Raw genomic sequence first — 24954 nt, forward strand, 5'->3', positions numbered from 1 at the left:
CGATGATCCCTGCACTGTCCATCAGTAATACTGATGCCCATGGACCCGCACCTGCTCCGCACCTTCGTGACCGTCGCCCGGCGCGGATCCTTTTCGGCGGCGGCCCGCGAACTCGGCTACACCCAGTCCGCCGTCTCCCAGCACATCGCCGCCCTGGAGACCGACCTGTCCGCGGTCCTGCTGCGGCGCCGCCCCGTCGAGCCCACCGAGGCGGGCCGCCTGCTCCTCGACCACGCCGGCCCGCTCCTGCTCCGCCTCGACGCCGCCCGCGCGGACATCGCCCGGCTCGTCGCCCAGCCGGCGGCCCGGCTGGTCGTCGGCGCCTCGCCGCTCGCCCTGACCGCGCGGTTCGCCGAACGGCTCGCCGGGCTGCGGGCCGCGCACCCGCGCTGGGAGGTGACGGTCCGGGTCCTGGACCGCGACGCCATTCCCGCGGCCGTCTCCGCCGGCGACCTCGACGCCGGCCTCACCGACGGCATGACCGCCCCCAGCGACCCCCTGCGCCTCCCCGAAACGGGCCCCCTGACGACCACCGTCCTCTCCGAACACCCCCTCCACATCACCCTCCCCACCACCCACCCCCTCGCCCACCGCCCCACCCTCCGCCTCCCCGACCTCGCCGACGCCCTCTGGCTCGACGCCCCCGCCACCGCCATCCCCCTCCCCCACCTCCGCACCACCTGCACCCCCGGCGCCTTCCGCCCCTCCCTCCACTACGAGGGCACCGACCTCCACGGCCTCGCCACACTCGTCGCCGCGGGGGAGGGACTGGCCCTGCTCCCCGCCGTGGACGGATTCGTCGGCGTGGCCCAAGTGCCGGTCGTGGAACCGAGGTTGGTGCACCGCGTGGAGCTGCTGTGCGGCGGCGCGGCGGCGGGGGCGGTGGGCGCGCTCCGGTCTGCGCTGACCTCCGGCGACTCCCGTCAGCCGGGGGCGACCCCGGCCTGAGCCCTGATCACCTGCCCGGTCTAAGGCCCCCACCCCCCGCACCCCCAGAACCTAAGGCCCCCCGCCCCGCCGATATCAGGCACTCACCCGATGTCCCGCCCCCACCTCAGAGACGAAGCTTCCAGTGGGCCGGAAAAACCGAGCCGGCCCGGAACGTCCGAACCTGAGGAGTTGTCATGATCGAGCTCATCCTCCACCGCTTCCGTCTCGTCGAGGCCGGCCGGGACGCCATGGGCCACCGGATGCTGGACGAGGCGCGGGCCGCCGCCGGGCGTGAGCGGGGTGGCCAGGAGGCCGAGGGGCGGGTGAGGGGGGAGGGGAATCTGCCGCTGGTACCGAGGCAGCGGCGGCGGCGGGTGTCGGAGCGGGCCGGGCTGTGATGTATTCGGGTGCCGCGATGTCAGTGGGCTGTGCGATCCTCGGCGATGTGCACAAGACCTCCGTCAGTCCCGTGTTCGTCGGCAGGACCGATGAGCTGGGCGTCCTCACCGATGCGCTCGCCCGGGCCGCCGCGGGCGAGCCGCAGTGCCTGCTCGTCGGCGGAGAGGCGGGGGTCGGGAAGAGCCGGCTGATCGACGAGTTCCTGACGGCCGCCGCGGCGGCGGGGGCCGTCACGGCCGTCGGCGGGTGTGTGGAGATCGGAAGCGACGGACTGCCGTTCGCGCCGGTGTCCACCGCGCTGCGGGGTCTGCACCGGCAGCTCGGGGACGAGCTCGCCAGGGCGGCGGCGGGGCAGGAGGGCGAGCTGGCCCGGCTGCTGCCGGAGCTGGGGGAGACGGCGCGGGAGTCGGAGGACGGCCGCGCGCGCCTCTTCGAGCTCACCGCCCGGCTGCTGGAGCGGCTCACCGCGGACCGCACGATCGTCCTCGCCATCGAGGACCTGCACTGGGCCGACCGCTCCACCCGCGAACTGCTCTCCTACCTCTTCCGCTCGCTGCACACCGCCCGCCTGGTCATCGTCGCCACCTACCGCTCCGACGACATCCACCGCCGTCACCCCCTCCGCCCGTTCCTCGCCGAGGCGGACAGGATGCGGGCGCTCGGCCGCGTCGAGCTGTCCCGCTTCACCCGGGACGAGGTGAGGGCCCAGCTCACGGGCATCAGCGGCACCACGCCCGACCGCGAGCTGCTCGACCGGGTCTTCGAACGCTCCGACGGCAACGCCTTCTTCGTCGAGGAGCTCGCCGCGTCCATCACCGACGGCTGCCGGTCGGGGCTCAGCGACTCCCTGCGCGAGCTGCTGCTCGTCCGCATCGAGGCGCTGGGCGAGGACGCCCAGCGGGTGGTCCGCGTCGCGTCGGAGGGCGGATCGGCCGTGGAGTACGCGCTGCTGCGCGCGGTCGCCGGGCTGGGCGAGGACGAGCTCATCGAGGCCCTGCGCCAGGCCGTCGGGGCCAGCGTCCTCGTCCCGACGTCCGACGGCGACGGCTACCGCTTCCGGCACTCCCTGGCCCGCGAGGCCGTCGCCGACGACCTGCTCCCGGGCGAACGCTCGCGGCTCCACCGGCGCTACGCCGAGGCCCTGGAGGACGAGCCCGGTCTCGTCCGGGCCGATGAGCTCCCCGGCCGCCTCGCCAGTCACTGGTACCACGCGCACGAGCCGGCCAAGGCGCTCCCCGCCGTGCTGGAGGCGTCCGTGCACGCCCGCAGGCGCTGCGCGTACGCGGAGAAGCTGCGGCTGCTGGAGTGCGCGCTGGAGCTGTGGGAGGACGCCCCCGTCGAGGTCCGCGAGGCCCTGCGCCCGCTTGACTTTGCGGACTTCTACCCGGCCTGCGGCTGCGACGAGGAAGCCCTGCAGCACACCGACCTGCTGGCCGAGATCGTCGTCGTGGCCAACCTCGCGGGGGACCGCGATCGCGCCCTGGCCATGGCCAAGAAGGCGCTGCGGAAGCCGGGGATGGACCCGGTGCGGGCCGCCTGGTTCTGGCTGCAGCGCTCGCGGCTGATGAGCGCCCTCGGCCGGGGCGACGGCCGGGAGGAGCTGAGCACGGCCCAGGAGCTGGTCGAGGGCCTGCCGCCGTCCCAGGTGCAGGCCGAGATCATGGCCCAGCTCGCCAGCTGGGACGCCCTCCACGACGTGGGCCCCGACGTCCGCGCCACGGCAGGGCGCGCGGTCGAACTGGCCTGCGCGATCGGCGCGGAGAACGCCGAGCTCAGCGCCCGTCTCACCCTCGGCGGCTACAAGGTCGACACCGGCGAGGACGTGGACGGCGGGCTCGCCGAGATGGCCGACGTCTGCGAGCGCGTGATCGCCCTGGGCGCCGTCGGCATGATCGGCCGCAGCCACATCAACCTGGCCTCCGCGCTCCAGGGCGTGGGCCGTTCGACGAGGGCGGCGGAGGTGGCTCGGGAGGGCATCGTCCTCGCCGACCGCTACTGCCTCGACGACGCGCGGGCGTGGGCGCGCAACAACCTGGCGTCCGCCCTCTTCGCGCTGGGGCACTGGGACGAGGCCGAGCGGGTGGCCCAGGAGGCGCAGTGCGAGGCGCGGGACGTCAAGCCGCTCGGCTGCGCCACGGGCTGGCTGGCCGCCATCTCACTCGCCCGGGGCGACTGGGAGCTCGCGGAGACCCGCCTCGCCACCGCCCGCGCGCATTACGGCACTCACGACCCGCAACCGCAGGACAACCTGTTCCTCGCGCGCAGCGCCATCGAGCTCGCCGTCGCGCGCGGTCGGTACCTCGACGCGCGGGCCGAGCTCGAACGCGCCCTGGCCTCCGGTCCGCCGCTCGCCGCGCACCGCTACGTCTGGCCCCTGCTCACCGAGGCCGCCGCGGCCGAGGCCGAGGCGTTCGGCCTGCCGGAGGCCGACGCCGGCCGGGCCGGGATCCTGGCCCGGATCCGGGCGGAGGCCGAGGGGCTGCCGCAGGCCGTACCGCTCCGGAGGGCGTACGGCCGGTTGCTCGACGCCGAACTCGCCCGCGCGGAGGGCTGTTCCGACGCCGGGCTGTGGGGTCTGGCGGTCACCGCCTTCGAACCGCTGGACCGGCCCTTCGAACTGGCGCGGACCCGGTTCCGGTGGGCGGAGGCCCTGCTCACGGAGGGTGGGCCGGCGGCGGAGCGGGCGGCGGGACCGCTGGCCCTGGCGTACGCGGAGGCCACCCGGCTGGGGGCCCGCCCGCTGCGCGAGGCGGCCGGGTCGCTGGCCCGCCGCGCCCGGCTGCCCCTGGGCGGGGAGGGGAGGCCGGACGTACGGACGCCGGTGGACACCGGCCCCGACGCGCCGCCCCGGCTGACGCCGCGCGAGCGCGACGTGCTGCGGCTGGTCACGCTGGGCCGCAGCAACCGCCAGATAGCCGAGGAGCTGTTCATCTCGCCGAAGACGGCGAGCGTGCACGTCTCCAACATCCTGGCGAAGCTGGGCGCCTCCGGCCGCGGCGAGGCCGCGGCGACGGCGCACCGGCTGCGGTTGTTCAGCCCTTCCGGGGCCGAATGACGACGTGCCCGGAGTCGAGGTCGACCGGCCCCTTGCCGGGGTCGGCGTCCCCGACGTCGTCGAGGCACAGCTCGTGCCGGTCGCGCTCTTCCTCGGTGTGCTTGCGCCCGGGGGCGAACAACTCCTCCAGCACGTTGAACATGCCAACTCCCCTCATCGTGGCGGCGTTTTCAGTGTAAGCACACGGCTGTGCGATTCCCGGGGAGCTCCGTCGGTTGTCTCTGTACCTACTGGTATGTACATTGAGGATCATGAACACCTCGGAACGGCTGATCGAGAGCACCCGGGACCTGCTGTGGGAGCGCGGCTACGTGGGCACCAGCCCCAAGGCCATCCAGCAGCGGGCCGGGGCCGGCCAGGGCAGCATGTACCACCACTTCAGCGGGAAGCCGGACCTCGCCCTCACGGCGATCCGCCGCACGGCGGAGGAGATGAGGGCCAAGGCGGAGGAGCAGTTCTCCGGGCCGGGCACGGCCCTGGAGCGGATCTCCGCGTACCTGCTGCGCGAGCGCGAGGTGCTGAAGGGCTGCCCGATGGGGCGGCTGACCCAGGACCCGGACGTCGTCGCCGACCCGGTGCTGCGGCAGCCGGTGGACGAGACCTTCGCCTGGATCCGCGACCGGCTCGCCGGGCTCCTGGCGGAGGGCCGCGAGCGCGGTGAGCTGGATGCCGCCCTCGACCCGGCCGCGACGGCGTCCACCGTCATCGCCGTGCTCCAGGGCGGCTACGTCCTGGCCCGCGCCGCGGACTCCGACGAGCCGTACCGGCAGGCCGTCCAGGGCGTGCTCGGCCTGCTGCGGCAGCACGCGCGGTGACCGCCGTGACCGCGGACCCCCAGAACTCCCCGGTGCCGCGCATCACCGTGCGCGCGCCCGCGGAATGGGTCACCGGCGAGGTGTGGGTGGACGAACTCGCGCCCCCGGCGGCGCCCTCCCGCCTCCGTATGGACAGCGTCCACTTCACCCCCGGCGCCCGGACCGTCTGGCACCGGCACCCGCTGGGGCAGGTCCTCCACGTCACCGCCGGTACCGGTCTCGTCCAGCGGGCCGGGGGCCCGGTGGAGACCATCCGCACCGGCGACACCGTACGGATCGGCGCCGGTGAGTGGCACTGGCACGGCGCCGGTCCCACCACCTCCATGACCCACCTCGCCGTCCAGGAGACGGGCGAGGACGGGACGGAGGCCGGGCGGGGCGATGCCGTGAGCGACGCGGAGTACCCGGCCCGCTGAACACCCGCCCCGCCGAGCACCCGAACCACCGAGCACGACACGAAGAGAGCAGCGTCATGTACGCCATGCAGTACGAGATCACCCTGCCCGCCGACTACGACATGGACATCATCCGCACCCGCGTGGCCACCCGCGGCCACGCCCTCGACGACCGGGCGGGCCTCGGGCTCAAGGCGTACGTGATCCGCGAACGCGGCACCGGCGGCTCGCCGGTCAACCAGTACGCGCCCTTCTACCTGTGGCAGGACGTCAGCGCCATGAGCGCGTTCCTCGTCGGTGGCGGCGGCTTCCAGGGCGTCATCGCCGACTTCGGCCGCCCCGCCGTCCGGCACTGGGCCGGGGCGGCCCAGGTGCCCGGCCCCGCCCGCGCCGCGGCTCCCCGCGCGGCCTCCCGCCGGGTCACCCCGCTCCCGGTCGCCGAGGACCCGGGGGCCCTGACCGCCCTCGTCGAGGAGGAGGCCGCCCGGCTGGCCGAGCTGGCGGAACGGGACGACGTGCACACGGCCGCTCTGGCCGTCGACCCGCGGCACTGGGAACTGATGCGGTTCGTCCTCTGGGAGCATGAGGTCCCGGAGACGGAGGAGGCGACGGAGCGGTACGAGGTGCTGCACCTCTCGTCGCCGCACCTGGACGAGATCCCCGCCGGGCGGCACTGGTAACCACACGGGGCAGGGGAGGGAAGGGCTCAGTACCAGGAGCCCAGGGCCCGCGGCAGCCCCCCTATCTCCGCCAAGTCCTCGGATTCCAGGCTCAGTTCGGCGGCCCCCGCGTTCTCCACCGCCCACCGCGCCTTCTTCGTCCCGGGCACGGGCACCACGTGCCGTCCCTGCGCCAGCACCCACGCCAGCGCGACCTGCGCCGCGGTCGCCCCGTGGCGCACGGCCACCCGCCGCAGCCCCGCGACGATCGGCTGGTTCGCGGCCATCATCTCGGCGGTGAACCGGGGGTGCCGGGCCCGGATGTCCTCGGGCTCGAAGCCCTGGCCCGGGGTGAGCGTGCCACTGAGGAAACCATTCCCCAGGGGCATCGCCGCGAGCAGGCCCACGCCACGGGACGCGCACCACGGGACCAGCGCGTCGAGCGCCTCCCGGGACCAGACCGAGAGCTCGGCCTGCACACAGCTGACCGGGAAGACCTGCTGCACCCGCTCCAACTGCCGGATCGTGGCGTCGTAGAGGCCGCCCGCGGAACGGCGGTGGGCGCGGGCGCCTATGGCGCACCACCCCAGCGCGCGGACCTTGCCCGCGGCCACCAGCTCCGCCATCGCCCCCCAGGTCTCCTCGACGGGCACCTCGGGGTCGGGCCGGTGCAGCTGGTAGAGGTCTATGACGTCGGTCTGGAGCCGGCGCAGCGATGCGTCGCAGGCGCGCTTGACGTAGCCGGGGCGCCCGTTGGCGACGATGTGCTGTTCACCGACCAGCAGCCCGCACTTGGTCGACACGAACGCCTCGGAGCGTCGCTCGCGCAACACCCGTCCCACCAAAAGCTCGTTGGTGAACGGTCCGTACATGTCGGCGGTGTCGAGCAGGCTGGCGCCGGCGTCCAGGGCCGCGTGCACGGTGCGGAGCGCGCCCTCGCCGCTCTGCTGGGAGGCGGTGTACGCCCAGTGCATGGGCATGCACCCGAGGCCGATCGCACCCACTTCGAGCGCCGTCGCACCGATTGTCCTGCGCTCCACCGGCCGTATCCCTCCCGTGCCCTCTTGATCGGCGCGCGTCCAACTTAACCTTTGAGGGACGTTCGACGGTCAGGGGCCTTCGCATAGCCTCGCGGCATGAGCGCAGATCACAGCGGTACGCACGCTTCCGAGCCCCGGCCCCTGGCCTGGCTGCCGTTCCGCCCCGAGGAGATCGAGGGGCTGCCCGAGGGCCTGGAGTACGCCCACTGGGACGGCGCGGGGGAGTACCCCACCGATCCGGCCCGGGTGGCCTTCTACGGGATCCCCTACGAGATCGACGGAGCGCTGGCGTCCGCCGAGGTGTGCACGCGTCCGCTGCCCCTGATGCGCGGGGTCCGCGTCGTCCAGGCCCTCACGGCCGGTGTCGACCACCTCAAGTCCGCCCTGCCGCTGCTGCCCGCCGGGGCGGTGCTGTGCAACGCGCGCGGGCTGCACGACGCGAGCACGGCCGAACTGGCCCTCACACTGATCCTCGCCTCGCTCAGGGACATCCCCGGGTTCGTCCGGGCGCAGGACGCGGGGGAGTGGCGGCAGGGCTTCCGTCCGGCGCTCGCCGACAAGTCGGTCCTCATTGTGGGTTACGGGTCGATCGGCAGTGCCATCGAGGACCGGCTCGCCCCCTTTGAATGCGCGCGGGTGGCGCGCGTCGCGCGCTCCCCGCGGCACACGGAGCGCGGTCCCGTGCACCCGGTCACGGCCCTCCCCGAGCTCCTGCCGGACGCCGACGTGGTGATCGTGGTGACGCCGCTCACCGACGAGACCCGGGGACTGCTGGACGCCGGCCGCCTCGCCCGGATGAAGGACGGTGCGCTGCTGGTCAACGTGGCGCGTGGGGCTGTTGTGGACACCGGGGCGCTCCTCGCCGAGCTGGAGAGCGGGCGGCTGCGCGCCGCGCTGGACGTCACCGACCCGGAACCGCTGCCCCCGGGGCACCCGTTGTGGAGCGCCCCCGGCGTGCTCGTCACCCCCCATGTGGGTGGTCCCTCGTCGGCCTTCCGGCCGCGCGCCGAAGCGTTGCTCCGTGGCCAACTGGCCAAATTCATACTGGACGAGCCTCTGCGAAACGTCGTAGCCACTGCCATCTGAAGCCACGTACAGATACCGTCTGACTGCACTGCGTATCCATAATCCCGTAGCTAGTTACGCTATGTATATGAGCTATGTCCCTGAGTGACGAGTCTGGTGTATCGTCCGGACCGGGGGCTGCGCCGGGCACCGTACGGGCGCAGCGAAGTACCGCACTCAAGGGGGGCGACGGGCGATGCACGGCCAATGGACGATCAACCCGACGCGGCTCAGGCACCAGCGGCCGGTTCGGCCGGACTCGACACCGTCGCGGCGGCGACGGCCCGTCCGCCCGCGGGCGGCGCGGCACCATCCGGCCCGCACGGCGGCCCCGATCCTGTGGCTGCCGGGGGTGGCGGCCCCGGGGCCCTTCCGGGTTCTGCCCGGGACGGCGGAGCGGTGACCGCCCAGGGAGCCGCCCTGCCCCGGCGCCCCGCACCGGCCGGGGGGCCGGGCAGCGGGCCCGCCGGGGCCTCGGGCGTGGTGTCGCAACTCCTGCTCGCCCTCGTCTGCGGGGGCTACGCGACGGGCGCGGCCTTCGGCTGGGGGTCGCCCGAGCTCGCCACCACCATGGGCGACTTCGGGCTCAGCGGGGCGGCCGTCCTGGCGGCCGTCTCCTGCTTCTGGTACGCGCGCACGCGCACCACCCGCTTCCGCCCCGCCTGGCTGCTGTTCGCCGTCTCCTCGGGCATGGCCGGCTTCGGCAACGCGGTCTGGGGCTGGTACGAGGTCGTGCTCGGACAGCACGTCCCCAGCACCTCGCCCGCCGACTTCGCGTTCCTGCTCTTCGCGCCGCCCGCCATCATCGGCCTGCTGGTCCTCGCCCGCCGTCCGGTCACCCGGGCCGGCTGGGTCTGCCTCGCGCTGGACTCGTGGCTGATCGGCGGCTCGCTGCTGACGCTCTCCTGGAGCCTGGCGCTCGCCCACACCGCGCACTTCGCCGGTGAGACGGTGGCCCACGCGGCCCTCTCCCTGGCGTACCCGCTGCTGGACATCGTGCTGGTCTCCATGGTGCTGGCCCTGCACTTCCGGCGCTCCTCCGCCAACCGGTCCGCCGTCAACACGGCGATCGCGGCCCTCGCCCTCACGGTGCTGTGCGACGCGCTGTTCACCTCACCGCTGCTGCGCGAGAACTACCGCTCGGGCCAGATCCTCGACGCGGGCTGGTTCGCGGGCTACATGCTGATGGCCTACGCCCCCTGGGTGGCCCGCGAGCAGAACGCGACCGGCGGCGGGGCGGGCCGCTCCGTCCAGCAGCCCAGCAGCCGTCCGATCGCCGGCTCCCTCGCGGCCCTCACGCCGTACCTCGCCGCCGCCGTCTGCACCCTGGGCATCCTGTACAACGTCCTGGACGGCCACCACGTCGACCGGGTCGTGCTGTTCACCGGCTGCACGGTCGTCCTGGCGCTGGTCGTCCGGCAGGGCATCATGCTGCTCGACAACATCTCCCTCACCCAGGAACTGGCGCAGAAGGAGAACCACTTCCGCTCCCTGGTGCAGGGCTCCAGCGACGTCATCATGATCGCCGCGCCGACCGGCATACTGCGCTACGTCAGCCCCGCCGCCGCCGGTGTCTACGGGCGCGAGGCCGAGGAGCTGGTCGGCTCCGAGCTGGCCTCCCTCATCCACCCCGAGGACCTGGGCCGCGTCGTCCACGAGGTGCGCCGCTTCCTGGCGGCGCCCCCCGCCGACGAGCCGACCACCCGCATCGAGTGCCGCTTCCGCTCCGGCGACGGCGACTGGCTGAACGTGGAGTCGACCGTCAACCGGCACCACGGGGGCCTCATCTTCAACAGCCGTGATGTGACCGAACGGGTGCGCCTCCAGGCCCAGTTGCAGCACACGGCCGAGCACGACCCGCTCACCGACCTGCCCAACCGCTCCCTGTTCACCAAGCGCGTCCAGCAGGCCCTGGCCGGCCGCAGAATGACCGACCCCGGCACGGCCGTGCTCTTCATCGACCTCGACGGCTTCAAGGCCGTCAACGACACCGTCGGCCACCAGGCCGGGGACGAACTGCTCGTCCAGGCCGCCCGCCGGCTCCAGGAGTCCGTACGCGCCGGGGACAGCACCGCCCGGTTCGGCGGCGACGAGTTCGCCGCGCTGATCATCGGCGACGGCACCCGCGACCCGGCCGCCCGCGAGTACCGCATCCTGGAGATCGCCGACCGGCTGCGGCTCACCCTCTCCCAGCCCTACGTGGTGGAAGGAGGCACCGAGGTCCGCGTCGCCGCCAGCATCGGCGTCGCCTTCGCGGAGCCCGGCATCACCCCCGGCGCCCTGATGCGCAACGCCGACCTCGCCATGTACCGCGCCAAGCAGGCCGGTAAGGGACGCGTCGAGCTCTACGCGCCCCAGATGCAGGCCGACGTCGTCCGCCGCGCGGAGCTGGCCACCCGGCTGCGCACCGCCCTGCACGACGGGGAGTTCGCGCTGCTCCACCAGCCCGTGGTCGAGCTGGCCACCGGCCGCGTCACCGCCGTCGCGGCACAGGCCCGGTGGCGCTCGCCCCAGGGCATCCTGTTCACCCCGGCGGAGTTCCTGCGCGTCGCCGACCTCGACCGCGAGGAGGAGGGCAGCCGCACCGCCGAACTCGGCCGGTGGACCCTGGAGAAGGCCGTCGAACAGGCCGAGCGCCGGCGCCTCGCGGGCCACCCGGTGCCCGTCTACGTCCGGCTGTCGGCCGCCCGCCTGGTCGACAAGGCGCTGCCGGCCAAGCACTTCGAGTCCCTGCTGCTGCGGCACGGCGTACCGTCCGGCGGGCTGGTGCTGGAGCTGACCGGCGGCGACCCGCGCGTCCCGCTGGACGAGCTGGAGCGGCGGCTCGCCTCGCTGCGCCGGTTCGGCGTACGCGTCGCCCTCGACGGCTTCGGCAGCGGGTACGCGGCGATGGGCGCCCTCCGCAAGCTGCCCATCGACATCCTCCGGCTCGACCGGGACCTCGTCGACGGGGTGGCCGAATCCACCCGGTTCCACAAGATCACCGCGGGGCTGCTGAGGATCGCGACGGAGCTCGGGATGCAGTCCGTGGCCGAAGGCGTGGACGACCCCGAACAAGCCCGTGTACTCCGCGCCATGGGCTGCACGCACGCCCAGGGCCTGGCGTTCTCCGGGCCGCTCGACGAGCACCGGCTGCGCCAGGCCCTCGCCCGCGGCACCTTCCCGGTGCCCGGTGAGCCCGCGGACGGCGAGGGCGGCTCCGCCCCCGGCGGCACCCTGCCGCCGCCCCTGGCCAAGGGCCTGGGCGGCGGGAAACGGGTGCTTGTCGGCGGCCCGGTTCCCGTCAACGTGATCATGCCGTCGGGCGCCCGGGCCGGAGCCGCCGGGGGCGCGGGGGCGCTCGCCCATGCTCCATTGCGCTCAAATAGTGAGACGCCCATCCCACCCACTTGACACCTCGCCCGTGACAGGGAGAGGGTCAATCCCATGCGCACCCGAATTCTCGTACTTGGACAGCGCGTCGGCTGAAGCAGGCCCCATCCACCGCCTGCTACCACACCGGCGCGCTCCCCTCGCTTGCCTTACGGCACGAGGGGTTTTTTGTTGCACCGATACCGCACCGACACCGCCCCCGAGACTCCACCGCCCACCAGAACCGACCCTCCCGCAGTCCGGCCCGGCCGGCCGCGGCGGTTCCCCGAAGCAGTCCGTCGAAGCGTTCGTCCCCAGCAGTTCGAATCTCCGAGAAGAGAATGTCGATGACCGAGCAGGCCACCGGGGCCCCCCATCCGCAACCGCGCTCCCGCGGCGGCGCGGCGCAGCAGCAGCCCGCCATCGTGGAGCCCGGCGTCACGGGCGCGCAGTCGCTCATCCGCTCGCTGGAGGAGGTCGGGGCCGACACCGTGTTCGGCATCCCCGGCGGTGCGATCCTCCCGGCGTACGACCCGATGCTGGACTCCTCGAAGGTGCGTCACATCCTCGTCCGCCACGAGCAGGGCGCGGGCCACGCCGCCACCGGATACGCCCAGGCCACCGGCCGGGTCGGCGTCTGCATGGCGACCTCGGGACCCGGTGCCACCAACCTTGTGACGCCCATCGCGGACGCCCATATGGACTCGGTCCCGATGGTGGCCATCACCGGTCAGGTCTCGTCCAAGTCGATCGGCACGGACGCCTTCCAGGAGGCGGACATCTGCGGCATCACCATGCCGATCACCAAGCACAACTGGCTGGTCACGGACGCGGCGGAGATCCCGCGGACGATCGCCGAGGCGTTCCACGTCGCCTCCACAGGACGGCCCGGCCCGGTCCTGGTCGACATCGCCAAGGACGCCCTCCAGGCGCGCACCACCTTCGTCTGGCCGCCCCACACCGACCTGCCCGGCTACCGGCCCGTCACCAAGCCGCACGCCAAACAGATCCGCGAGGCCGCCAAACTGATCACCCAGGCGAAGCGGCCGGTGCTCTACGTCGGCGGCGGGGTGCTCAAGGCCCGTGCCACCGCCGAGCTCAAGGTCTTCGCCGAGCTGACCGGCGCGCCCGTCACCACCACCCTGATGGCGCTCGGCGCCTTCCCGGACGGCCACCCGCAGCACATCGGCATGCCGGGCATGCACGGCTCGGTCGCCGCCGTCACCGCCCTCCAGAAGTCCGACCTGATCGTGGCCCTGGGCGCCCGCTTCGACGACCGCGTCACCGGCCGGCTCGACTCCTTCGCGCCGAACGCCAAGGTCGTCCACGCGGACATCGACCCCGCCGAGATCGGCAAGAACCGTGTCGCGGATGTGCCGATCGTCGGCGACGCCCGGGAGGTCCTGGCCGACCTGATCGTCGCCGTCCAGGCCGAGCACTCCGCCGGTCACACCGGCGACCTCACCGGCTGGTGGGGCGACATCGACCGCTGGCGCGAGACCTACCCGCTGGGCTACGACCGCCCCGAGGACGGCAGCCTCTCCCCGCAGCAGGTCATCCAGCGCATCGGGCAGCTCGCCCCGGAGAACACCGTCTACACCTCGGGCGTCGGCCAGCACCAGATGTGGGCCGCCCACTTCATCTCCTACGACCAGCCCGCCACCTGGCTCAACTCGGGGGGCGCGGGGACCATGGGCTACGCCGTCCCGGCCGCGATGGGCGCCAAGGTCGGTATGCCGGACCGCACCGTGTGGGCGATCGACGGGGACGGCTGCTTCCAGATGACCAACCAGGAACTGGTCACCTGCGCCCTCAACAACATCCCGGTCAAGGTCGCCGTCATCAACAACGGCTCCCTGGGCATGGTCCGCCAGTGGCAGACCCTCTTCTACAACGAGCGCTACTCCAACACCGTGCTGCACTCCGGCCCCGAGGCCGACGGCAAGCAGCCCTCCGCGGGCACCCGCGTCCCGGACTTCGTCAAGCTCGCCGAGGCCATGGGCTGCGTGGGCCTGCGCTGTGAGGACCCGGCGGAGCTGGACGCCGTCATCGAGCAGGCCAACGCGATCAACGACCGTCCGGTCGTGGTGGACTTCATCGTCCATCAGGACGCCATGGTCTGGCCGATGGTCGAGGCCGGCACGTCCAACGACCGGATCCTCGCCGCCCGCGGGGTCCGCCCCGACTTCGGCGACGTCGTCGACGACTGACACCAGGAGAGAGAAGACCGACCATGACCAAGCACACGCTCTCCGTCCTGGTGGAGAACACCCCCGGCATCCTGGCCAGGATCGCCGCCCTGTTCTCCCGCCGCGGCTTCAACATCGACTCACTCGCGGTCGGTGTCACCGAGCACCCGGACATCTCCCGCATCACCATCGTCGTCAACGTCGAGTCGCTGCCGCTGGAGCAGGTCACCAAGCAGCTCAACAAGCTCGTCAACGTGCTGAAGATCGTCGAGCTGGAGGACGGCTCGGCCGTCCAGCGCCAGCTCGTCCTGGTGAAGGTCCGCGCCGACAACGAGAACCGCTCCCAGATCACCGAGATCGTCCAGCTGTTCCGCGCCAAGACCGTGGACGTCTCCCCGGAGGCGATCACCGTCGAGGCCACCGGCGGCAGCGACAAGCTCAACGCCATGCTCAAGATGCTGGAACCGTTCGGCATCAAGGAGCTGGTGCAGTCCGGCAGCATCGCCATCGGCCGCGGCGCCCGCTCGATCACCGACCGCAGCCTGCGGGCCCTGGACCGCTCCGCCTGACCCCGTCCCGGGCCCGGATACCGGGACCCGACGACTTACCGGCTCCCCGCCGTCATACGGTGGGACGCAACACCTCGCAATCAAGGAGAAACCACACGTGGCTGCCGAGCTGTTCTACGACAACGACGCCGACCTGTCCCTCATCCAGCGCCGCAAGGTGGCGGTCCTCGGCTACGGCAGCCAGGGCCACGCCCACGCGCTGTCGCTGCGCGACTCGGGCGTCGACGTCCGCGTGGGTCTGCACGAGGGCTCCAAGTCCCGGCAGAAGGCCGAGGAGCAGGGCCTGCGCGTGGTCACCCCGGCCGAGGCGGCGGCCGAGGCCGACGTCATCATGATCCTCGTCCCGGACCCGATCCAGGCCGAGGTCTACGAGCAGTCGGTCAAGGAGCACCTGAAGGACGGCGACGCGCTGTTCTTCGGCCATGGCTTCAACATCCGCTTCGGCTTCATCAAGCCCCCGGCCGGCGTCGACGTCTGCATGGTCGCCCCCAAGGGCCCGGGCCACCTGGTGCGCCGTCAGTACGAGGAGGGCCGCGGCGTCCCGTGCATCGCGGCCGTCGAGCAGGACGCCTCCGGCAAGGCCTTCGACCTCGCCCTCTCCTACGCCAAGGCCATCGGCGGCACCCGGGCCGGCGTCATCAGGACGACGTTCACCGAGGAGACCGAGACCGACCTCTTCGGCGAGCAGGCCGTGCTCTGCGGCGGCGCCAGCGCCCTGGTCAAGGCGGGCTTCGAGACCCTCGTCGAGGCCGGCTACCAGCCGGAGATCGCGTACTTCGAGTGCCTCCACGAGCTCAAGCTGATCGTGGACCTGATGTACGAGGGCGGCCTGGAGAAGATGCGCTGGTCCGTCTCCGAGACCGCCGAGTGGGGCGACTACGTCACCGGCCCGCGCATCGTCACCGAGCAGACGAAGGCCGAGATGAAGAAGGTCCTCGGCGAGATCCAGGACGGCACCTTCGCCGAGAACTGGATGAAGGAGTACAAGTCCGGCCTGCCGAAGTACAACGAGTACAAGAAGGCCGACCAGGACCACCTGCTGGCGACGACGGGCACGAAGCTGCGCAAGCTGATGAGCTGGGTCGAAGACGAGAGCTGATCCCCTCCGCAGGGGCCGCGGCGACCTGCCGCGGCCCCTAGGGGTGATCCTCGGGGAACCGCGCGGGGCGGCCGCCCGTCCGCCGATACACTTCTCCGCAACAAAGCGCGTCAGGCTCACAGCGTCGTGCGTCTCCACGCGGCTGCGCCCCTTCACCGCCTGCGGCCGTCGGGACGGCCGTCTTGCCCCGTGGCCCCCCGCAGCACGGTCGGGAAACCCATGGACCAGTGAGGACTGAGGACCCCGTGAGCACTGCTTCGACCCGCAAACCCGTCGTACTCATCGCCGAGGAGCTCTCGCCCGCCACCGTCGACGCCCTCGGGCCGGACTTCGAGATCCGGCACTGCAACGGCGCCGACCGGGCCGACCTGCTGGCCTCCCTCGTGGACGTCGACGCCATCCTGGTGCGCTCGGCCACCAAGGTCGACGCCGAGGCGGTCGCCGTCGCCAAGCGGCTGCGGGTCGTCGCCCGCGCCGGCGTGGGCCTCGACAACGTGGACGTCTCCGCCGCCACCAAGGCCGGCGTGATGGTCGTGAACGCCCCGACGTCCAACATCGTCACCGCCGCCGAGCTCGCCTGCGGCCTGCTCATCGCCACCGCCCGCAACATCCCCCAGGCCAACTTCGCGCTGCGGAACGGCGAGTGGAAGCGGTCGAAGTACACCGGCGTGGAGCTCTCCGAGAAGACCCTCGGCGTGGTGGGCCTGGGCCGCATCGGCGTGCTCGTCGCCCAGCGCATGTCCGCCTTCGGTATGAAGGTCGTCGCCTACGACCCCTACGTCCAGCCGGCGCGCGCCGCGCAGATGGGCGTCAAGCTCTGCACGCTCGACGAGCTGCTGGAGACGGCCGACTTCATCACCGTCCACCTGCCCAAGACCCCGGAGACGCTCGGTCTGATCGGCGACGAGGCGCTCCGCAAGGTCAAGCCGTCCGTCCGCATCGTCAACGCCGCCCGCGGCGGCATCGTCGACGAGACCGCCCTCGCCGCCGCCCTGAAGGAAGGCCGCGTCGCGGGCGCGGGACTGGACGTCTACGCGACCGAGCCGTGCACCGACTCGCCCCTCTTCGAGTTCGACAACGTCGTGGCCACCCCGCACCTGGGCGCCTCCACCGGTGAGGCCCAGGAGAAGGCCGGCATCGCCGTCGCCCGCTCCGTGCGGCTCGCGCTCGCCGGCGAGCTGGTGCCCGACGCCGTCAATGTGCAGGGCGGCGTCATCGCCGAGGACGTCAAGCCCGCCCTGCCGCTCGCCGAGAAGCTGGGACGCATCTTCACGGCCCTGGCCGGCGAGGTAGCGCTCCGGCTCGACGTCGAGGTGTACGGCGAGCTCACCCAGCACGACGTCAAGGTGCTCGAACTCTCCGCCCTCAAGGGCGTCTTCGAGGACATCGTCGACGAGACCGTCTCCTACGTGAACGCCCCCCTCTTCGCCCAGGAGCGCGGCGTCGAGGTCCGCCTCACCACCGGCTCCGAGTCCACCGAGCACCGCAACGTCGTCACCGTCCGCGGCACCCTCTCCGGCGGCGACGAGGTCTCCATCTCCGGCACCCTCGCCGGCCCCAAGCACCTCCAGAAGATCGTCGCCGTCGGTGAGAAGGACGTCGATCTCGCTCTCGCCGACCACATGGCCTTCCTTCGCTATGTGGACCGGCCCGGTGTCGTCGGCACGATCGGCCGCATCCTCGGCGAGGCCGGTATCAACATCGCGGGGATGCAGGTGTCGCGGGCGACTGAGGGGGGCGAGGCGCTCGTCGCTCTCACGGTTGACGAGTCGATTCCGCTGCCGGTGCTTGCGGAGATCGCGGATGAGATCGGGGCGGCGTCGGCGCGGGCGGTGAACTTGACGGATTAGGGGGCGCTGCGCGGGCGGTGCCCCGGGCCCGCGTGGCAAGCGGCTTCGCCGCTTTGTCCTCAAACGCCGGACGGGCTGAGACAGCCCGTCCGGCGTTTGAGGACAGCGCGCGCAGCGCGCTTCTGGGGGTGCGGGGGCTTGCCCCCTCAAGAAACGGTGAAAGGGCGGGGCTGGGGCACCTCCACCTGTGCCGCCTCCGCGCACCCGCGCAAAGCCCGCGCCGCCACCGCCGCCCCCACGACCAGCACCACAACCGCCCCCACGGCAGCCACGTGCATGCCATGCACAAACGCCTCCCGCGCAGCCGACAGCACCGCGTCCCCCGTACGCCCCGGCAGACGGGCAGCCACCACCGCCGCACCAGTCACCGTCTCACGCACCGCCTCCAGTTGGCCGTGCGGCAGCGCAGGGGAGACCGCGTCGGTCACATCCCGCCGGTAGACCGCCATCCCGACGCTGCCGAAGACGGCCATGCCGAGGGCCCCGCCGAACTCCTGCCCGGTCTCCAGCAGCGAGGCGGCCGAGCCGGCCTTCTCCGGAGGCGTGGCGGCAAGGGCCAGGTCCGAGACCAGAGCCATCACCGTGACGATGCCGCAGGCGATGACCGCGCAGGAGATCAGCGTGAGCGTCAACGAGCGCGTACCGATGCCGAGCAGCAGGGCGAAGCCACCCGCGGCAACCACGAAGCCGGAGGCGATCACGTAGGCCCGGTCCACACGCTGGGCCAGAACAGTGGCCAGCGGCCCCGCCACACCCACGGCGAGGGAGGGGAGGGAGCCCCAGAGGGCGGCCTCCAGAGGCCCCTTGCCGAGGACGGACTGGAGGTACTGCGTGGTGAAGTACGAGGAGCCCATCATGGCGAACATCGCGAGGGTGTTGAGGCCGATGCCCGCCCCGAAGGCACGGTGCCGGAACAGCTCGCGGCTGATCATCGTCCCCCGGCCACGACGCTGCCGCCGGACGAACGCGGCACCGAGCACCAGCCCGGCGACCAGGCACAGCAGCCGCGGGAGGCTGAAGCCGTCGGCTGCCATCTCCTTGACGCCGTAGATCGTGGGCAGCACGGCGCCCATCGACAGCAGCACGCCCGGCGCGTCGAAGCGGCCCGGCCGCGGGTCCTTGAACTCCGGGACGAGGAGCGGCGCGCAGACCAGCAGCAGCACCATGGCGGGCACGTTCACCAGGAAGACCGAACCCCACCAGAAGTGCCTGAGCATCACCCCGCCGGCCACCGAGCCGAGGGCGATGCCGCCGGCCATGGCCGCGGACCAGATGCCGATGGCCTTGGTGCGCTGCGCGTCGTCGCGGAACATGTTGCGCACCAGCCCCATCGTGCTCGGCATCAGCGTCGCACCGCCGATGCCCAGGACGAACCGCGCCGCGATCAGCGTCTCGGCGCTCTGCGCGTAGGCCGCGGCCACGGAGGCCGCGCCGAAGGCGGCGGCACCCAGCAGCAGGAGCTTGCGGCGGCCGATCCGGTCGCCGAGCGAACCCATCGTGATCAGCAGCCCGGCGAGGGCGAACGCGTAGCTGTCGAAGATCCAGAGCTGCTGGGTGCTGCTCGCGCCCAGGTCCCGGGTGATTTCGGGGACGGCGAAGAAGAGGACGGAGGTGTCCATGGAGACAAGGAGGAGAGGCAGCAGGAGGACGACAAAGGCGGTCCACTCCCTGCGCCCGGCACGGGGGCTGGGGTTCGTCATGGGCAGGAATGTACACACGTCTTAAACGCTTGTCTATGACGCTTGTTTAAGACGGGCGTCCATGACATGCGTATGGAACGCGGCTAGGCTTCCCGCATGGGACATCGCGAAGATCTGCTCGAAGGCGCCAAGCGCTGCCTCCTGGAGAAGGGCTGGGTGCGCACCACCGCGCGCGACATCGTGGCGGCCTCGGGGGCCAACCTGGCCTCGATCGGTTACCACTACGGCTCCAAGGAGGCGCTGATGATGGCCGCCTTCATCCAGCTGACGGAGGAGTGGGGCGAGAAGGTCGGCCGGGCGCTGGCCGCCGGAGCGGATCCCGCCGCCTCGCACGACGAGCGGATGGCGGCCTGCTGGGACTCGCTGCTGGAGGGCTTCTCGACGGACCAGGCGTTCTGGGCCGCCCAGTTCGAGATGATCGGTCAGTTGCCCAACCGGCCCGAGCTGCGGGAGCGGTTCGCCGCGGTGCTGCCGAGCGGCCGCGAGGGCATCGTGGCGATCTTCGAGGGGGTCGAGGACGATGATGTGCCCGAGGTCGCGGCGCGCACCGTCGGCTCCGTCATCCACGCCCTGTTCATCGGCCTGTGGGTGCAGTGGCTCATCGATCCGGAGATCGCGCCGCGTGGCAAGGACATCGTCGAGGGCATGCGGCGCATCGTCGCGGGACGGGTTCTGGACGCCGCCGGTTAGCGGCCGGCCGTGCGTCGGGGGACGTGGCCGGAATGCGGTGGCGCGTCATGGACGGAGGCGGAGCCCTCCGTTCTAATGGTTGCCCAAGGATACTAGTCCGCTTGCCGGAGGTCAGTCATGACCGAGACCGCGCACCACGCCCCCGCCACCCCACCGGCCCCGACCGCCACCGCCACCACCGCCCCCGCATGGCCGCAGGACCGCACCTGCCCGTACCACCCGGCCGCCGGCCAGGCCCCCTCCGCCGCGGACCGCCCGCTCTCCCGCGTGACCCTCTTCGACGGCCGCGAGGTCTGGTACGTCACCGGCCACGCCGAGGTCCGCGCCCTCCTCACCGATCCCCGCCTCTCCGCCGACCGGCAGCACCCGGACTTCCCGGTCGCCGTGCCGCGCCAGGCCGAGCAGGGCATCCGGTCCCTGACCCTGCTCGGCGTCGACGACCCCCGCCACAACCGGCAGCGCCGGATGCTCATCCCGGGCTTCGGCCTCCAGCGGATCGCGGCCATGCGCCCGGGCATCCAACGGGTCGTGGACGACCTCCTCGACCGCATGCTGGCCGCCGGCCCCGGAGCCGACCTCGTGTCGGCGTACGCCCTCCCCGTCCCGTCCATGGTCATCTGTTCCCTGCTCGGCATCCCGTACGAGGATCACGAGCTGTTCGAGAGCCGGTCCCGGCAACTGCTGGTCGCCGAGACCGTGGAAGAGGCCGGCGAGGCCAGGGACGAACTCCGCGCGTACCTCCGGCGACTGCTCGACCGGAAGCGGGACGAGCCGGGCGACGGTCTGCTCGACACCCTCCTCGCGGACCGGTCCGGCGTCCTGGACCGGGAGGAACTCGTCTCCATGGGACTGCTCCTGCTGATCGCCGGGCACGAGACCACGTCCAACATGATCTCCCTCGGCACCTACACCCTGCTCCGCCACCCCGCGCAACTGGCCGCGCTGCGCGCCGATCCGGAGCTGATGCGCGGCGCGGTCGAGGAACTGCTGCGCTACCTCTCCATCGCCGACTCGCTGGTGCGGGTGGCCGTCGAGGAGATCGAGGCCGGCGGTGAGACCATCCGGGTCGGTGACGGCGTCCTCCTCGCCACCCCGGAGGCCAACCGCGACGCGGCCGCCTACGACGACCCCGACGTCCTCGACCTGCGCCGCTCCGCCCGTCACCACGTGGCGTTCGGGTACGGCATCCACCAGTGCCTGGGCCAGAACCTGGCCCGGGCCGAGCTGGAAATCGCCTTCTCGTCCCTTTTCGCCCGTATCCCGACGCTACGGCTCGCCGTTGCCCCGGATGAGGTGCCCGTCAAGCCCGGCGGCACCGTGCAAGGACTGTTCGCCCTCCCGGTCACCTGGTGACCGCAGAACGGAGTACCCCATGCCCGTCAGCATCGATTCGGACCTGTGCATCGGCTCGGGTCAGTGCGCCCTCACCGCCCCCGGCGTCTTCGACACGGACGACGACGGCTTCGGCGTCGTCCGGCCCGGCGGCGAGGACGGCGCGGACCCCATGGTGAAGGAGGCGGTGCGGGCCTGTCCGGTACAGGCGATCGCCCTCGTCGAGGACTGAGGACCCGGGCCTGAGGACGCGAGGCCCGAGGGCGCGAGAACCTAGGACACGAGAACCGAGGACGCCCCGCCTCCCGGCCGAACATCCGGGAAGCGGGGCGCCGGGTCAACGGCTCACCGGCTCACCGGGGCGCCGGTCAGACCCCCGGCGGGACGACCTCGTGCGGGCGGGCCGGCGGGACGAAGGCCGCCCGGGGCTTCATGGCCGGGTTGAGGTCCTTGTGGATGACCCGCGCGATGCCCTGGATGGCGTTGGCGCCGCTCTTCTCGCCGGAGGTGCCGTAGGTGAGCACCGTCATCGTGTAGGTGCGGCCGCCGCCGGTGAAGGCGCCGATGCTGTGCACGTACCAGCGCGTGTCCCAACTACGCGCCATCCAGCCGTTCTTCACCTGGATCTTCGTGCCCTTGGGGGCGCCGGCCGGGGTGCCCCACCGCTGCCAGTCGACGACCTTGTTCATCAGGCCGAGGGCGTACGTCCGGTCCTTGTCGCTCAGCAGCTTGTTCCGCTGGGTGAACACGCCGAGGAGCTTCTGCTGGTCGTTCGCGGTGATCTGGCTGATGCCCCAGGTCTTGCCCGCGTTGGGGACCGTCCGGGTCATGCCGGCGGCCTTGGTGAACGCCTTGACCTTGGAGCTGCCGAGCCGCTTCCAGAGGCTGGAGGTCGAGTCGTTGTCCGACCAGGTGATCATGTCCCAGGCGCGGTTCTTCTCCCAGGACGTCAGCTGCCGCTTGTGCTTCCCCGCGTCCCAGAGCAGCGTGCCGAGGACGGTCGCCTTGATGACGCTGGCCGAGTCGAACTGGGCGTCCCCGTTGTACGCGCACCGGGTCTTCGTCGCCGGGTCCTCGACGGCGACGGCGAGCCGCTTGGGCTTGCCGCGCAGCGACGCGGTGATGTCCTTGGTGAGCTTGGCGGCGAGCCCGGGCTTGGCCGAGGTGCAGACGACCTTCGGTGCCGCGGCGGCCGCCGACGCCGGTGCGGCCGCCACGAGCGGCCCGGCGAGCACGCCGGTGGCCAGGGCGGCGGTCAGCGCGCGGCGGGATATGGAGTGGTGTGTCATCGGAAGTCCCCCCATGGACTGATGGAAGCGAGCCACCGCGATCACGCGGTGACTCGCTTCTCAGGAGCTCCCAAGATCATCAATCAGTTGCGTGAAGAAACGCAACCTTGGAGCGGAAGAGTCCGGAAAAAGCGGGAGGGGCCCGGACCATCCGGTCCGGGCCCCTCCACGCGATCCCCGGTCAGGACTGCGGCGGCATGACCTCCTGCGGGTGGGCCGGCGGGGCGATGAGCATCGAGCTCTTCACCGCCGGGTTGAGGTCCCGGTGGACGGCCCGGGCGACGGCCTGGATGGTGTCGATGCCCCCCTGCCAGGTGCGGTTGCCGTGGGTGAGGACCGACAGGGTGTACGTGCGGCCGCCACCGGAGAAGGCGCCGATGCTGTGCACCCGCCAGAGGCCGTCCTTGCTCCGCTGCAACCAGCCGTTCTTCACATGGACCTTGGTGCCCTTGGGGGCGCCGGCCGGGGTGCCCCAGCGCTGGGAGGGGATCACCTTGTTCATCAGGTCGAGGGCGTAGGCTCGCGACTTGTCGGTGATCAGCTTGTTCCCCGTGGTCAGCAGGGAGAGGAGCTTCTGTTCGTCCCGGGCGGTGATCTGGGTGGTGCCCCAGGTCTGGTTGGGCAGGGTCCGGGTCATGCCGGCGGCCTTGGTGAACGCCTTGATCTTCGCGGTGGTGAGGCGGTTCCGCAGCTCCGTGGTGGAGTCGTTGTCCGACTCCGTGATCATCTTCTTGGCGAGGGCCTTCTCGCGCGACGTCAGGGAGCGCTTGTTCCGGTCCGCGTCCCACAGCAGCGTGCCGAGGACGATCGGCTTGAAGATACTCGCGGAGTCGAACTGCCGGTCCGCGTCGTACGTGCACGTCGTCTTCGTCGCCGGGTCGTTGAAGGCGATGCCGGTGTACCCGGCCCGCCCGCGCAGCGACGCGGTGATGTCCTTGGTGAGCTTGGCCGCGAGGCCGGACTTGCCCGAGGTGCAGACGACCTTCGGGCCCGCCGCGGCGGCCGGCTCAGCCATGGCGAGCGGCGCGGCGACGGCCGCCGCGGCCACTGCCGCGGTGACGGCGCGCCGGGATATGTGGTGCTGAGTCATGGGTGTTTCCCCCCTGTACCGGATTGCGATGAGGCACCACGGGTGCACTCACCTCCCATGACTCGGCATTAAATCGAATGGTTGCACTATGGGCGCATGTGGGTCAGGCCGCGGAGGGGGAGCTCTCCACCGAGCAGTCCAGGTGGAAGGACGGGCCCGGCCGTTCCGGTGTCCACCCCCGGGAGCGCGCGGTCCTGACGACCTCGGCCACGGTGGACGGCGTGACGACCACGGACGGAGCGCCGAACCAGCCGTCCGGGCGCGTCCCCTCCGCCGTGACCACCAGGGTGGTGCCGGGGCTCTCCGCCTGTTCCACGGCGTAGGTCAGCGGGGCGCCGGCGACGGCCTGGTCGTACGTCGGCCGGTGGCGCACCCGCCACCGGTACGCGATGCCGTCGACGGTGATGCGCCGACTGCCCTTCCTGGGCATGGCCATGGGTCTGCCTCCTCCGTGCCGGGAACGTCGGTCGGCCGCCCGCCGGGGCGGGCGCCGTGAGGGACAGTAATTCGGCGGCCGGGGCGCTGTCGTGCGTATTTCCCTGTGCGCGCTGCGACTTCGGGCGCCTCCCGGCCGTGGCTCAGCGCACGCTCCACGCGCTCACCGCGGACAGCGGCACCCGGAAGAACTCGCCCAGCGCGGAGGGGAGGCTGCTGGCCCCCGAGATCAGCTGACAGCCCTGGAGGTGCAGGAAGTCCGGCGGATACGCCTGCGGCTCCTCCGCCTCCCGCGCAAAGTCCTCCGCGAAGCGCTCGTCGGGCAGCCCGGCGTCCCCGAGCCGCCCGGCGACCTGCGCCGCCCAGTGCGGCTGCGCCGCGATGCGGCCGGTGAGCACCACGCCCTGCGTCACCACCGCGATGCGCGGACCGGCGCCCTCCATCTCGGTGCGGTTGATCAGGTCGATGAGGAGTTCGTCTCGTATGCCCATGCGGGGACTGTAGTGATCACCGGCGGGCGGCCCACCGTCGGCAGGGGCGAGCGGACCCCCGGCTACCCCAGCCGTGACCCCTTCAGCGTCATGTGCAGCAGCAGCCGGTCCTCGCCGTTGTCCAGGTCCAGTCCGGTGAGCTGTTCGACGCGGGAGAGGCGGTAGTAGAGCGTCTGGCGGTGGATGCCGAGGGCGGCGGCGGCGCGGCCGGCCTGGCCGGCGCAGTCGAGGTAGACCTCGGTGGTGCGGGCGAGTTCGGCGTGGGAGGGCTCCAGGAGCGGCCGGACGGCCGGGTCGGCGGCGCGGTCGGTGGGGAGCCCGGTGAGTACTCGGTACGGGCCGATGGCGGCCCACTCCGCCAGCGGGCCGAGACGGCGTTCGGCCGCCGCCGCGCGGGCGGCGGACAGGGCCTCGGCCCAGGCGTCGGGGAGCTCGGCGAGGCCCTTGCGGGGTGTGCCCAGCCCGGCGGCGGCCAGGCCGGGGCCGCCGCCCGCGCCCGCCCGGGGCGAGT

The 24954-nt window shown here is 72.3% G+C and carries 23 protein-coding genes; 15 read left to right on the plus strand and 8 right to left on the minus strand.

Annotation, left to right across the window (positions count from 1 at the left end; translation table 11 throughout):
• Positions 1-39: 39 nt before the first annotated feature.
• The 3 genes from HN013_RS13910 to HN013_RS13920 all read left to right on the plus strand — a co-directional run bounded on the left by HN013_RS13910 (position 40) and on the right by HN013_RS13920 (position 4384).
• Positions 40-948, plus strand: coding sequence for a LysR family transcriptional regulator (locus tag HN013_RS13910; protein ID WP_171166420.1), 909 nt, complete (start codon positions 40-42; stop codon positions 946-948).
• 176 nt (positions 949-1124) lie between these two features.
• Entirely contained in the window at positions 1125-1328 is a 204-nt protein-coding gene (locus HN013_RS13915; RefSeq protein WP_171166421.1) for a hypothetical protein, read from the plus strand.
• Between the two features lie 17 nt (positions 1329-1345).
• A complete protein-coding gene (locus HN013_RS13920; RefSeq protein ID WP_398979568.1) occupies positions 1346-4384 on the plus strand; it encodes an AAA family ATPase in 3039 nt (1012 codons plus the stop codon).
• On the opposite strand, the gene HN013_RS13925 is transcribed toward HN013_RS13920, so the two are convergent.
• Positions 4362-4526, minus strand: coding sequence for a DUF6191 domain-containing protein (locus HN013_RS13925; RefSeq protein WP_171166422.1), 165 nt, complete (start codon positions 4524-4526; stop codon positions 4362-4364). The genes HN013_RS13920 and HN013_RS13925 overlap by 23 nt on opposite strands.
• A gap of 109 nt (positions 4527-4635) precedes the next feature.
• On the opposite strand from HN013_RS13925, the gene HN013_RS13930 reads away from it, so the two are divergent.
• Genes HN013_RS13930 through HN013_RS13940 form a run of 3 tightly spaced genes read left to right on the plus strand, consistent with a single transcriptional unit; the run spans position 4636 to position 6274 of the window.
• Entirely contained in the window at positions 4636-5199 is a 564-nt protein-coding gene (locus tag HN013_RS13930) for a TetR/AcrR family transcriptional regulator (RefSeq protein ID WP_171166423.1), read from the plus strand.
• A 5-nt stretch (positions 5200-5204) separates the two neighbouring features.
• Complete coding sequence (locus HN013_RS13935; RefSeq protein ID WP_398979573.1) at positions 5205-5615, plus strand: cupin domain-containing protein; 411 nt, start codon at positions 5205-5207, stop codon at positions 5613-5615.
• Positions 5616-5671: 56 nt separating this feature from the next.
• Positions 5672-6274, plus strand: a complete 603-nt coding sequence (locus tag HN013_RS13940; RefSeq protein ID WP_171166424.1) for a DUF4865 family protein — start codon at positions 5672-5674, stop codon at positions 6272-6274.
• A 26-nt stretch (positions 6275-6300) separates the two neighbouring features.
• On the opposite strand, the gene HN013_RS13945 is transcribed toward HN013_RS13940, so the two are convergent.
• Complete coding sequence (locus HN013_RS13945; protein ID WP_171166425.1) at positions 6301-7293, minus strand: aldo/keto reductase; 993 nt, start codon at positions 7291-7293, stop codon at positions 6301-6303.
• A gap of 96 nt (positions 7294-7389) precedes the next feature.
• Here HN013_RS13945 and HN013_RS13950 point away from each other — a divergent pair, with 96 nt between their 5' ends.
• From HN013_RS13950 to serA, 6 genes are all read left to right on the plus strand, one after another.
• On the plus strand, positions 7390-8379 hold the full coding sequence (locus HN013_RS13950) for a 2-hydroxyacid dehydrogenase (protein WP_171166426.1): 990 nt from the start codon (positions 7390-7392) through the stop codon (positions 8377-8379).
• A gap of 378 nt (positions 8380-8757) precedes the next feature.
• Positions 8758-11751: an EAL domain-containing protein gene (locus tag HN013_RS13955; protein ID WP_171166427.1), complete on the plus strand. Its 2994-nt coding sequence runs from the start codon at positions 8758-8760 to the stop codon at positions 11749-11751.
• 299 nt (positions 11752-12050) lie between these two features.
• Positions 12051-13919 (plus strand): acetolactate synthase large subunit, encoded by a 1869-nt coding sequence (locus HN013_RS13960; protein WP_171166428.1) that lies wholly within the window; start codon positions 12051-12053, stop codon positions 13917-13919.
• A gap of 23 nt (positions 13920-13942) precedes the next feature.
• Positions 13943-14467 carry an acetolactate synthase small subunit gene (gene ilvN, locus HN013_RS13965; protein ID WP_171166429.1) on the plus strand — a complete coding sequence of 175 codons (525 nt, stop codon included), beginning with the start codon at positions 13943-13945 and terminating at the stop codon, positions 14465-14467.
• A 97-nt stretch (positions 14468-14564) separates the two neighbouring features.
• Positions 14565-15566 (plus strand): ketol-acid reductoisomerase, encoded by a 1002-nt coding sequence (gene ilvC, locus HN013_RS13970; protein WP_171166430.1) that lies wholly within the window; start codon positions 14565-14567, stop codon positions 15564-15566.
• 245 nt (positions 15567-15811) lie between these two features.
• Positions 15812-17416, plus strand: coding sequence for a phosphoglycerate dehydrogenase (gene serA / locus HN013_RS13975; protein ID WP_171166431.1), 1605 nt, complete (start codon positions 15812-15814; stop codon positions 17414-17416).
• Positions 17417-17562: 146 nt separating this feature from the next.
• Here the strand turns inward: serA and HN013_RS13980 are convergent, their stop codons facing one another.
• Entirely contained in the window at positions 17563-19116 is a 1554-nt protein-coding gene (locus HN013_RS13980) for an MFS transporter (protein WP_171166432.1), read from the minus strand.
• Positions 19117-19212: 96 nt separating this feature from the next.
• Between HN013_RS13980 and HN013_RS13985 the strand changes: the two genes are divergently transcribed.
• The 3 genes from HN013_RS13985 to HN013_RS13995 all read left to right on the plus strand — a co-directional run bounded on the left by HN013_RS13985 (position 19213) and on the right by HN013_RS13995 (position 21370).
• Complete coding sequence (locus HN013_RS13985) at positions 19213-19806, plus strand: TetR/AcrR family transcriptional regulator (RefSeq protein ID WP_171166433.1); 594 nt, start codon at positions 19213-19215, stop codon at positions 19804-19806.
• Between the two features lie 117 nt (positions 19807-19923).
• Positions 19924-21159, plus strand: a complete 1236-nt coding sequence (locus tag HN013_RS13990) for a cytochrome P450 (protein ID WP_171166434.1) — start codon at positions 19924-19926, stop codon at positions 21157-21159.
• 19 nt (positions 21160-21178) lie between these two features.
• The gene (locus HN013_RS13995) at positions 21179-21370 is read left to right on the plus strand and encodes a ferredoxin (protein WP_171166435.1); all 192 of its coding nucleotides are present in this window, start codon (positions 21179-21181) and stop codon (positions 21368-21370) included.
• 136 nt (positions 21371-21506) lie between these two features.
• Here the strand turns inward: HN013_RS13995 and HN013_RS14000 are convergent, their stop codons facing one another.
• The 5 genes from HN013_RS14000 to HN013_RS14020 all read right to left on the minus strand — a co-directional run.
• Entirely contained in the window at positions 21507-22427 is a 921-nt protein-coding gene (locus HN013_RS14000; protein ID WP_171166436.1) for a serine hydrolase, read from the minus strand.
• Positions 22428-22608: 181 nt separating this feature from the next.
• Positions 22609-23517 (minus strand): serine hydrolase, encoded by a 909-nt coding sequence (locus HN013_RS14005; protein ID WP_171166437.1) that lies wholly within the window; start codon positions 23515-23517, stop codon positions 22609-22611.
• A 103-nt stretch (positions 23518-23620) separates the two neighbouring features.
• A complete protein-coding gene (locus HN013_RS14010) occupies positions 23621-23953 on the minus strand; it encodes a hypothetical protein (protein WP_171166438.1) in 333 nt (110 codons plus the stop codon).
• A 142-nt stretch (positions 23954-24095) separates the two neighbouring features.
• Positions 24096-24443: a hypothetical protein gene (locus tag HN013_RS14015; RefSeq protein WP_171166439.1), complete on the minus strand. Its 348-nt coding sequence runs from the start codon at positions 24441-24443 to the stop codon at positions 24096-24098.
• Positions 24444-24505: 62 nt separating this feature from the next.
• The coding region (locus HN013_RS14020) for a helix-turn-helix domain-containing protein (protein WP_171166440.1) at positions 24506-24954 on the minus strand (449 nt) is incomplete at its 5' end.

The organism is Streptomyces sp. I05A-00742 (assembly GCF_013055795.1).
GTDB lineage: Bacteria > Actinomycetota > Actinomycetes > Streptomycetales > Streptomycetaceae > Streptomyces.

Bases quoted from the DNA above. Each gene is read 5' to 3' on its own strand.
- HN013_RS14000 (WP_171166436.1), bottom strand. From the start codon at position 22,427: ATGACACACCACTCCATATCCCGCCGCGCGCTGACCGCCGCCCTGGCC.
- HN013_RS13980 (WP_171166432.1), bottom strand. From the start codon at position 19,116: ATGACGAACCCCAGCCCCCGTGCCGGGCGCAGGGAGTGGACCGCCTTT.
- HN013_RS13925 (WP_171166422.1), bottom strand. From the start codon at position 4,526: ATGTTCAACGTGCTGGAGGAGTTGTTCGCCCCCGGGCGCAAGCACACC.
- HN013_RS14005 (WP_171166437.1), bottom strand. From the start codon at position 23,517: ATGACTCAGCACCACATATCCCGGCGCGCCGTCACCGCGGCAGTGGCC.
- HN013_RS13915 (WP_171166421.1), top strand. From the start codon at position 1,125: ATGATCGAGCTCATCCTCCACCGCTTCCGTCTCGTCGAGGCCGGCCGG.
- HN013_RS13930 (WP_171166423.1), top strand. From the start codon at position 4,636: ATGAACACCTCGGAACGGCTGATCGAGAGCACCCGGGACCTGCTGTGG.
- HN013_RS13985 (WP_171166433.1), top strand. From the start codon at position 19,213: ATGGGACATCGCGAAGATCTGCTCGAAGGCGCCAAGCGCTGCCTCCTG.
- ilvN (WP_171166429.1), top strand. From the start codon at position 13,943: ATGACCAAGCACACGCTCTCCGTCCTGGTGGAGAACACCCCCGGCATC.
- HN013_RS13990 (WP_171166434.1), top strand. From the start codon at position 19,924: ATGACCGAGACCGCGCACCACGCCCCCGCCACCCCACCGGCCCCGACC.
- HN013_RS14015 (WP_171166439.1), bottom strand. From the start codon at position 24,443: ATGGGCATACGAGACGAACTCCTCATCGACCTGATCAACCGCACCGAG.
- HN013_RS13995 (WP_171166435.1), top strand. From the start codon at position 21,179: ATGCCCGTCAGCATCGATTCGGACCTGTGCATCGGCTCGGGTCAGTGC.
- HN013_RS13910 (WP_171166420.1), top strand. From the start codon at position 40: ATGGACCCGCACCTGCTCCGCACCTTCGTGACCGTCGCCCGGCGCGGA.
- HN013_RS13960 (WP_171166428.1), top strand. From the start codon at position 12,051: ATGTCGATGACCGAGCAGGCCACCGGGGCCCCCCATCCGCAACCGCGC.
- HN013_RS13950 (WP_171166426.1), top strand. From the start codon at position 7,390: ATGAGCGCAGATCACAGCGGTACGCACGCTTCCGAGCCCCGGCCCCTG.
- HN013_RS13920 (WP_398979568.1), top strand. From the start codon at position 1,346: ATGTCAGTGGGCTGTGCGATCCTCGGCGATGTGCACAAGACCTCCGTC.
- HN013_RS14010 (WP_171166438.1), bottom strand. From the start codon at position 23,953: ATGGCCATGCCCAGGAAGGGCAGTCGGCGCATCACCGTCGACGGCATC.
- HN013_RS13940 (WP_171166424.1), top strand. From the start codon at position 5,672: ATGTACGCCATGCAGTACGAGATCACCCTGCCCGCCGACTACGACATG.